The sequence below is a fragment of the Streptomyces caniscabiei genome (assembly GCF_014930365.1).
Taxonomy (GTDB): Bacteria; Actinomycetota; Actinomycetes; order Streptomycetales; family Streptomycetaceae; genus Streptomyces; species Streptomyces caniscabiei.
On sequence record NZ_JABXWI010000057.1, the window covers coordinates 1 to 1,284 of the forward strand.

A 1,284-nucleotide genomic window follows, 5' to 3' on the forward strand; every position below is an offset into this window, starting at 1 on the left:
CCAGACGGGGCCGTCGGGGTAGAGGTATTCCTTGAGGGTTTCGGGGTGCATCTGGGCGCTGAGGCCGGGCGCGGTGGGTGGGAGGTAGTGGCCGTTGGTGATGCGGACGGGGTCGGTGAAGTGTTCGTGGAGGTGGTCGACGTATTCGATGACGCGGTTTTCGGTGGTGGTGGAGACGGCGATGTAGTCGAACATCGACAGGTGCTGCACCATTTCGCACAGGCCGACGCCGCCGGCGTGGGGGCAGACGGGGATGTCGAACTTGGCGGCGAGCAGGAGGATGGCGAGGTTCTCGTTGACGCCGCCGACGCGGGCGGAGTCGATCTGGACGATGTCGACGGCGCGGGCCTGGAGGAGTTGTTTGAAGACGACCCGGTTGGCGACGTGTTCGCCGGTGGCGACCTTGATGGGGGTGAGGGCGGTGCGGATGGTGGCGTGGCCGAGGATGTCGTCGGGGGAGGTGGGTTCCTCGATCCAGTAGGGGTCGTAGGGGGCGAGGGCGTGCATCCAGTCGATGGCGGGCTGGACGTCCCATCTCTGGTTGGCGTCGACGGCGATGCGGATGTCCGGGCCGACGGCCGTACGGGCGGTGCGCATGCGGCGGACGTCGTCGTCGAGTGAGGCGCCGACTTTCAGTTTGATCTGGGTGAAGCCGTCGGCGACGGCTTCGCGGGCGAGGCGGGTGAGTTTTTCGTCGGTGTAGCCGAGCCAGCCGGGGGTGGTGGTGTAGGCGGGGTAGCCGTGTTCCAGCAGGCGGGCGATGCGTTCTGGGCGTCCGGGTTCGGCCTTGCGCAGGATGTGCAGGGCTTCGTCGGGGGTGAGGGCGTCGCTGAGCCAGCGGAAGTCGACTTGGGCGACCAGCTCCTCGGGAGACATCTCCGCGAGGAAGCGCCAGACGGGTAGGCCGGCTCGTTTGGCGGCGAGGTCCCAGGCGGCGTTGACGACCGCGCCGGTGGCCATGTGGATGGCGCCTTTCTCCGGGCCGAGCCAGCGCAGTTGGGGGTCGTGGACGAGGGAGCGGGCGAATTGTCCGAGGTCGGCGCAGATCTCCTCGACCGGGCGGCCGATGACGTGGGGGGCGAGGGTGGCGATGGCGGCGGCCTGGGCGTCGTTGCCGCGGCCGGTGGTGAAGGCCAGGGCATGGCCCTCCAGGCCGTCACCGGCGTCGGTACGCAGGACGACGTAGGCGGCGGAGTAGTCCGGCTCGGGGTTCATCGCGTCCGAGCCGTCCAGATGCTCGGACGTCGGGAAACGGACGTCCAGAACATCCAACGCCGTGATACG

1 protein-coding gene is annotated in these 1,284 nt (G+C 68.8%); it reads right to left on the minus strand.

All coding sequences use genetic code 11. The annotated features are described in order from the left end of the window. On the minus strand, positions 1-1,284 hold a 1,284-nt coding region (locus tag HW837_RS47930), incomplete at both ends, for an L-fuconate dehydratase (RefSeq protein WP_193383586.1).